We start from the raw sequence: 6,621 nt of genomic DNA, 5'->3' as shown, positions 1-6,621 counted from the left end.
GGAGCGCACGGTTTTTGGTTACTTTTTTCCACGAAAAAAAGTAACCCGCCGTAAGGGCGGAAAGGTGAATAAGCGTCACTACAAATAATGAATGCACCTACAACTTTCAAAACCAACCAACAACCAATCTTAGTTCACAAAAACCAACCACCCCCAAGCCAAAAAACCAAACACCTCAAGCCGTACTCCGCGACCCATCCACCAACTGCAGGCTATTACGCCCACTCCGCTTGGACGCATAAAGCAGCACATCCCCCTGCTCCAACAGCGCCGCCAGGCTAGCCGGCGGCCGGTCAAACAGGTTGCCGCCAATGCTCAAGGTCACCGCCTGGGGCGTAGCGCAGGTTTGCGCCGCCGCATGCTGAAACTGCTGACGCAAGGCCGCAGCCAACGCCTCGATCTGCCCCCGCGAAGCACCGCCCAACAGAATCACGAACTCATCGCCCCCCAGGCGCGCAGCAATCGCCCGCTCCGGCAGCAGCGCACGGATCATCTCGCTCAGGGCAACCAGCAGCCGGTCGCCCGCAGCATGGCCGTGGTAATCGTTGACCAGCTTGAAATGGTCGATGTCGATCAGCAGCAAAGCTCCCGGGTTACCCGTTGCCACCGTGGCAAACACGTGCGGCGCCCGCACCTCCAGGGCCCGGCGGTTATACAACGCCGTCAGCGGGTCACGGGCCGCCAGGCGCTCGATGCGTTCCTCGCGGCGGTTGCGCACCGTGCCGGTCATCGACAGGGCGATCAACATGATCGCCATGGCCCCCTCCACCAGCGACACCTGGATGATCAGGCCGCGGAACGCAGTCAGGTCGATCAGCGTGCCAGAAACCAGCGCCGGCAAGGTCTTGCACAGGTAAAACAGCCCATGCAGCAGCAAGATGACACGCAGCTGCGCAGCCCCGACACCCAGCGACTTGCCATGGGGCCGCAACAGCCAACTGGCCTGCAGGGTGAACAGCGCGATCAACAATGATTGCACCACCAGCAGGGTTTTCGACCACAACGGCCAGCCCGGCAACAGCAGCATGCCGAGCCATATCGGGACCGCCAGCAACCAGGCCCGTGACAAACGCGTTTCGGTAAAGCGCGCCACACCCAGCAGGAACAGCCAGTGGGCGGTGATCAAGCCGCCGTTGGCGAACCAGATACCAATGAACAGGTAGCCGCTGCTGCGCAGCAGCGCCAGCGAAGAGCCGATGCTGATAATGGCGAAACCGAGGCTCCAGCACAGCAGCGAAGACTCGCGCACGCTGCGCCATTCGACGGCCAGGTACAGGGCGGAAGCGGCCGCCAGGGCGATGGTGAGGGTAAGGAGGGTGGACGCGTCGAACGCCATGGAAAAAGCTGCCTGTATCTTTTGGTGCGAACAGTGAGTGTAAGCGCTGGAGGGGAATTTGCGCCGGGCACAATGATATCCATATGATGGCATTTTAAGTGCCAGACACCCCACACGAATAGCCCGAGGCGACAGTCTACCGGGGAATGCCGGCAAATCCACCGGCCCGCCTCACTGCCCGGACAGGAAGCCCACCAGTTGCCGGCCGTGGGAACTCAACGCCTCCCAGCCGCGAAAACAGATGCGCAGCTCCAGCGTGGCCCAGCGCTCATCCAGCGCGACCCGGCGTACCGGCAGTTCCTGCTCGGCACGCAGCGCGGCGGTTTCCGGCAGCATGGCGATGCCGGCGCGCTGCCCCACCAACTGCGCGATGGCTTCGAAGCTCGGCGCCCGCACCCGTACCTTCAGCGGCATGGCCAGGTTCATCGCCAGCTCCTCGACGAAACGCTGCATGGCCCGCTCGTAGGGCAGGCAGACGAAGGCATGGCCCAAGGCATCGGCCAGGCGCATTTGCCCGCGCCCGGCCAGGGCATGGTCGCCCGGCACCAGCAACACCAGGCGCTCGGTGCGAAACGGTAACGACACCAGGCCGTTGTCGATCAGGTTGCCGTCGTACACGCCGATCTCACAGTCGCCGGCCAGCACCACCCGCAGCACATCGACGCTTTTGTGCTCCACCAGTTGCAGGTCGACTTCGGGGTAGTCCGCCAAAAATGGCCCGAGCACCGCTGGCAGCAGGGTACTGTTGGTCACCGTGGACGCCGCCAGGTGCAGGGTAATGCGGCGCTGGCCGGCCAGTTCCTTGAGCGTGTCCTGCAGTTTCTGCGACTCGCTCAGTACCCCGCGCGCCGACTCCAGCACCAGCCGCCCGGCCGGGGTCAGTTGCATGCCATCGGCCCTGCGGGTGAACAGGGTCAGGCCACTGCGCTGCTCGAACAGACGCAGCCGGGTGCTGGCCGCCGAGACCGCCACCGGAAAGGTGGCGGCGGCCTTGCTCAGGCTGCCGGTAGCGGCGATGGCGGCCAGCAGGCGCAGGTCGGGCAGGTCGAAATGCATTACAGGGCTTCTCCAAATCAGAACGCCATATTCGATAAAAAGCGATTCTAGCGCCTTGGCGTTCTGCGCAGAATAAGCCACGACTCATCTTGTTACGGATCGACCATGACCACCCTGCCCGCCCCGCTCCACCGCGCCCTCGCCAATGGCAGCTTGTATGCCGTGCTGGCGGCACTGGGTTTCAGCTTCAAGGCCATCTTCGTCAAGCTCGCCTATGCCGCAGGCCCGGTGGACGCCATCAGCCTGCTGGCGCTGCGCATGGCGTTGTCGCTGCCGCTGTTCCTGTGGCTGGTCTGGGCCAGCCGCCGCCAGGGTGACGCGCCACTGACCCTGGGCGATGGCCTACGGGTGGCGGTGCTGGGTTTGTTCGGCTACTACCTGGCCAGCCTGTTCGACTTTTATGGCTTGCAGTACATCAGTGCCGGGCTCGAGCGGCTGATCCTGTTCACCTACCCGACCCTGGTGCTGCTCATCCAGGCCGTGGTGCAGCGCGAGCGCCCCACCCTGCGTACGCTGGCGGCCATGGGCCTGTGCTACCTGGGGCTGGGCATCGCTTTTGTGCATGACATCAGCGTGGCCAGCGCGGGCAGCCAGGTGCTGGCAGGCTCGTTGTGGGTGTTCGCCAGTGCGGTCACCTACGCGCTGTACTACTCGGGCACCGGCATGATGCTCAAGCGCATGGGCTCGATGCGCCTGGCCGGGCTGTGCGGCACGGCGTCTTCATTGATGGTGCTGGCCCATTACCTGCTGGTGGCGGATGTAGCACCCCTGCTGCAACTGCCCAGCGCAGTGTGGTGGAACGCCGGGCTGATGGCCCTGTTCTCGACGGTACTGCCGATTTACTGGGTGGCGCTGGCGATCCAGCGCATGGGGCCGACCCATACGGCGGCGGTGGGTAACCTGGGGCCGGTACTGACGGTGCTGGCATCGTGGGCGATTCTCAGCGAGGAGATTTCGCTGTACCAGGTGGTCGGGCTGGTGCTGGTGCTGGTTGCCGTGTCGCGCTTGAAGCCGGCTAAAAAGGCCGAGGTGCAGCTCGAAGGCGAGCGGACAACGGCGTAAGCCTGAGCCTGGCAGCGTGGGAGCATCGGCTTTGTGCCGGCTGTACCGGCCTCATCGCCGGCACAGCCAGCACAAGACAACTGCCCCCCCCCCACCGATCACTGACATGGCCGGGTACCGACGATAATCCCCTGCCTGCGCAAATCCTCCAGCAGCGCCAGCCCCTGGCGCTGCACTTCATCCTTGCCCAGCGCCCGCAAGCGCTCGCGCCCGGTACCGGGCAGGCCCACCAGCAACTGCCAGGCCAGCGGCGCGATGCGCGCAAAACGCACCTGCAAGTCCGCATCGCGGTAGACCATCAGCAAGGTCGGTGCCTCGGGCGGCTCTTCAGGTTGATAGTCCGGCCCGATACGCTCCACCGGCCAACGGTAGGCCAGCACCCTGGCCACGCACGACAGCAACGGCTCGCCATCCAGCAGCTCGCCCGTCGGGTCGTGGGCCGGGTCTTGGGCATCGCTCAGGTACAGCTGCGCTTCTATCCATTCGTAATGCGCCAGTTCCAGTTGCCACGGCGCGTCTGGCTCGATGCCTTGCAGGTAGTCGATGAACGCCTCGGCCAACTCGGTAAACAGCGGGGTCTGGCTGCGATAGCTGGCGTAAAAATCCTGTACCCGCGCGTGCCAGCGTTGTTCCCCCAGGGTGCGGCGCAGCACCGGAAAACTGCCGGCCAGCAGTCCTTCGATGGCGCCGTAGAACAGCTCGCGGTACACCTTCAGGCGCCGCGCCTCGATGCCGGGGGGCGGTGGGTTGGCGGCCGGGTCGCGCAAATGCCGGGCAAAGGTGAACTGCTGATCGCGCAGGGTCTCAGGCATGGCAAGGCACTCCATGGTGTGCTTGCAGGGCGCGGATATGCGCGGTCTCTGCCAGCAGTTCGGCCAGCGGCGGGTAGTTGAAATCACGTTCGAGCACCGTGGGCTGCACGCCGAAACGCTGGCATGCCTGGGCATACAGCGCCCATACGGCGTCCTTGACCGGGGCGCCATGGGTGTCGACTTTCAGGTCTGGCGCTTCGTCGTAGTGCCCGGCCACATGCATGCCCGCCACACGCGCTTGCGGCAGCGCCTGCAGGAAGGCGTCGGCGTCGTAGCCGTGGTTGCAGGCGTTGACGAACACATTGTTGACGTCCAGCAGCAGGTCGCAATCGGCCTCGTCGAGTACCGCGCGAATGAACGCCAACTCACTCATGGCCTGGTAAGGCGCGGCGTAGTAGCTGATGTTCTCCACCGCGATGCGCCGGCCAAGCAGATCCTGGGCCTGGCGAATGCGCGCTGCCACCTGTAGAACGGCTTCATCGGTGAAGGGGATCGGCATCAGGTCGTAGAGGTGGCCATCGTCGCTGCAGTAGCTCAGGTGCTCGCTGTACAGGCGCACCTGGTAACGGTCGAGAAACTGCCGGGTGCGGACCAACAGTGTCTGATCCAGTGGTGCGGTACCGCCAAGGGACAGCGACAGGCCATGGCAACTGATGGCGAAGCGCTCGGCCAGTTGCCCAAGCGCCTGGCCGTAGGCACCACCGACGCCGATCCAGTTTTCCGGGGCGCATTCGAGAAAGTCCAGGGTGCCCGGCTCCAGGGCCAGCAGTTCGGGCAACAGGCCGCGGCGCAGGCCGAGCCCGGTATTAAGGGGGGATGGGGTCATGGGGAATGCTCCGTCAGGGCACAGGCCGCATCGCCGGGCAAGCTCGCGCCCACGGTAAAGTGGTTGCGAGCGTGCCCGGCGACCGGGCTCAGTTGCTCAGGTGGCTGAACAGCCCGGCAGGCATTGGCTTGCCATTGGCCTTGTAGACCGCCGCCAGGTGGTCATGGGCCTCCTGCTCGGAAATGAAGCCGTCGTGGTTGCTGTCGATCTTGTCGAATTCGCCAGCGCGGTCCTTGGCCACGGCCAGGAACTCCGCCCGCGAGACCTTGCCGTCGTGGTTGGTGTCGGTACGCGAGAACGAGGCATCGCCACACTTGCCCTCACCGCACTTGCCTTCGCCGCCGGCCTTGCCGCTGGCGCCACATTTACCCTCGCCACACTTGCCTTCGGCCTGGGTGGCCTTGCCACTGGCACCACACTTGCCCTCGCCGCACTTGCCCTCGCCGGTGGTCTTGGCAGCTGCCAACTGGTAGCCCTGGCTCAAAGGTTCGACCGCAAAAGCACTGTTGCCCAGCAGCATGCCGCCGAACAGGGTGGCGCCGAGCAGGCCGAGGGTCTTGTTGGAAGTTTTCATGGTGTCGCTCCACTTGGTTTGAAAGTGGAGCCATTGAGCCGTGGCGGTGTGTCGTGGGTGTATCGCGGCGGGTGGGGTTTTGTATGCAAGCTGGTCGTTGCGACGGGCAGATACAGTGGGATACACGAAGCGGCCTGTTACCCGAGGCAAAAGGCCGCAACAGGCAGGCTCAGTCGTCCAGCGGCTTGGGCGGTGCGGCAGGTTTTGCGGGCTTGGCCGGCTTGCTGTCCTTGGCCTTGGGTTCGGCAGGCGCCGCAGCCACCGGTTCAGGCGCACTGACCGCCTGCTCGCTGGCCGGCAGTTCATCCACCGCCTTGAAGATCACCTGCGGGTCGAGCTTGCTGCCGCTGTCGTCATCCTTGAGCACGTGGCGTTCGCCATCCTTGCCCACCAGGATCACCTTGGTGCCCTTGCTGGCGCCCAGCTTGAGTTCGCGGATCAGGGCCATGGTGGTCTGCTGCTCGAGGTTCTTGTCTTCACGCTTGCCCATCATCTGCGCCACGCTGTACAGCACCAGCCCGCGCTGCTTGAAGCCGGCCTGGGTGGCCGGGTCCTTGAAGGCGTCTTCCAGGCCGCGCAGGGTCGGGTCGGCACTGCTGGGCGCGATCACCACCAGCGGCCGTGCCTTGCCCAGCTCCTTGGCCAGGGGCGCATCGCTGTCGGCGGCAAGCAAGGGGCCGGCGAAGGCGAACAGGGTGGCGAGGGTCAGTGACCTGACGAGCATGGGCATCTCCTTGTCGATTCTCAAGACTACGGACTTTTGCGAAAAGTCCGGCACGCGAGCCTAAACCAATGGGCCAGGCCGATACTGCGCGCAAAGGTAACTTGCGGTGTCCAGACCAAGGCCGGGCGTGGCTGGTTTGAGCATAGCCCAAGCCTTTGCTGGCAATGGCCTGCGGCACATTGCCACTTTTGGCTGTTGTCACATCCAGTAAGGATTTGCGCGGTTGGGGGG

7 protein-coding genes are annotated in these 6,621 nt (G+C 64.5%); 1 reads left to right on the top strand and 6 read right to left on the bottom strand.

Annotated elements, in window-relative coordinates:
- Positions 1-175 precede the first annotated feature (175 nt).
- Together ACI2KK_RS25440 and ACI2KK_RS25435 are read right to left on the bottom strand one after the other, a co-directional pair.
- On the bottom strand, positions 176-1,336 hold the full coding sequence (locus ACI2KK_RS25440) for a diguanylate cyclase domain-containing protein (protein WP_404671127.1): 1,161 nt from the start codon (positions 1,334-1,336) through the stop codon (positions 176-178).
- A gap of 171 nt (positions 1,337-1,507) precedes the next feature.
- Positions 1,508-2,392, bottom strand: a complete 885-nt coding sequence (locus tag ACI2KK_RS25435) for a LysR substrate-binding domain-containing protein (protein ID WP_404671126.1) — start codon at positions 2,390-2,392, stop codon at positions 1,508-1,510.
- Positions 2,393-2,497: 105 nt separating this feature from the next.
- Here ACI2KK_RS25435 and ACI2KK_RS25430 point away from each other — a divergent pair, with 105 nt between their 5' ends.
- Positions 2,498-3,454: a DMT family transporter gene (locus ACI2KK_RS25430; protein WP_404671125.1), complete on the top strand. Its 957-nt coding sequence runs from the start codon at positions 2,498-2,500 to the stop codon at positions 3,452-3,454.
- A gap of 98 nt (positions 3,455-3,552) precedes the next feature.
- Here ACI2KK_RS25430 and ACI2KK_RS25425 read toward each other — a convergent pair whose 3' ends face one another.
- The 4 genes from ACI2KK_RS25425 to ACI2KK_RS25410 all read right to left on the bottom strand — a co-directional run bounded on the left by ACI2KK_RS25425 (position 3,553) and on the right by ACI2KK_RS25410 (position 6,390).
- The gene (locus ACI2KK_RS25425; RefSeq protein WP_404671124.1) at positions 3,553-4,266 is read right to left on the bottom strand and encodes a DUF2063 domain-containing protein; all 714 of its coding nucleotides are present in this window, start codon (positions 4,264-4,266) and stop codon (positions 3,553-3,555) included.
- Entirely contained in the window at positions 4,259-5,092 is an 834-nt protein-coding gene (locus ACI2KK_RS25420; protein WP_404671123.1) for a DUF692 domain-containing protein, read from the bottom strand. The genes ACI2KK_RS25425 and ACI2KK_RS25420 overlap by 8 nt, the downstream gene beginning before the upstream one ends.
- Positions 5,093-5,180: 88 nt before the next feature.
- Positions 5,181-5,666: an EF-hand domain-containing protein gene (locus tag ACI2KK_RS25415; RefSeq protein WP_404671122.1), complete on the bottom strand. Its 486-nt coding sequence runs from the start codon at positions 5,664-5,666 to the stop codon at positions 5,181-5,183.
- Between the two features lie 169 nt (positions 5,667-5,835).
- Complete coding sequence (locus ACI2KK_RS25410; protein WP_404671121.1) at positions 5,836-6,390, bottom strand: DUF4174 domain-containing protein; 555 nt, start codon at positions 6,388-6,390, stop codon at positions 5,836-5,838.
- Between the last annotated feature and the right edge of the window lie 231 nt (positions 6,391-6,621).

Origin of the sequence: Pseudomonas sp. NPDC089406 (assembly GCF_044900265.1) — a bacterium.
Lineage (GTDB): Bacteria > Pseudomonadota > Gammaproteobacteria > Pseudomonadales > Pseudomonadaceae > Aquipseudomonas > Aquipseudomonas fakonensis.
The sequence above is the reverse complement of the archived record's forward strand: the minus strand, read 5'-3'. Positions and strand labels throughout refer to the sequence as shown.

Bases quoted from the DNA above. Each gene is read 5' to 3' on its own strand.
- ACI2KK_RS25440 (WP_404671127.1), bottom strand. From the start codon at position 1,336: ATGGCGTTCGACGCGTCCACCCTCCTTACCCTCACCATCGCCCTGGCG.
- ACI2KK_RS25435 (WP_404671126.1), bottom strand. From the start codon at position 2,392: ATGCATTTCGACCTGCCCGACCTGCGCCTGCTGGCCGCCATCGCCGCT.
- ACI2KK_RS25430 (WP_404671125.1), top strand. From the start codon at position 2,498: ATGACCACCCTGCCCGCCCCGCTCCACCGCGCCCTCGCCAATGGCAGC.
- ACI2KK_RS25425 (WP_404671124.1), bottom strand. From the start codon at position 4,266: ATGCCTGAGACCCTGCGCGATCAGCAGTTCACCTTTGCCCGGCATTTG.
- ACI2KK_RS25420 (WP_404671123.1), bottom strand. From the start codon at position 5,092: ATGACCCCATCCCCCCTTAATACCGGGCTCGGCCTGCGCCGCGGCCTG.
- ACI2KK_RS25415 (WP_404671122.1), bottom strand. From the start codon at position 5,666: ATGAAAACTTCCAACAAGACCCTCGGCCTGCTCGGCGCCACCCTGTTC.
- ACI2KK_RS25410 (WP_404671121.1), bottom strand. From the start codon at position 6,390: ATGCTCGTCAGGTCACTGACCCTCGCCACCCTGTTCGCCTTCGCCGGC.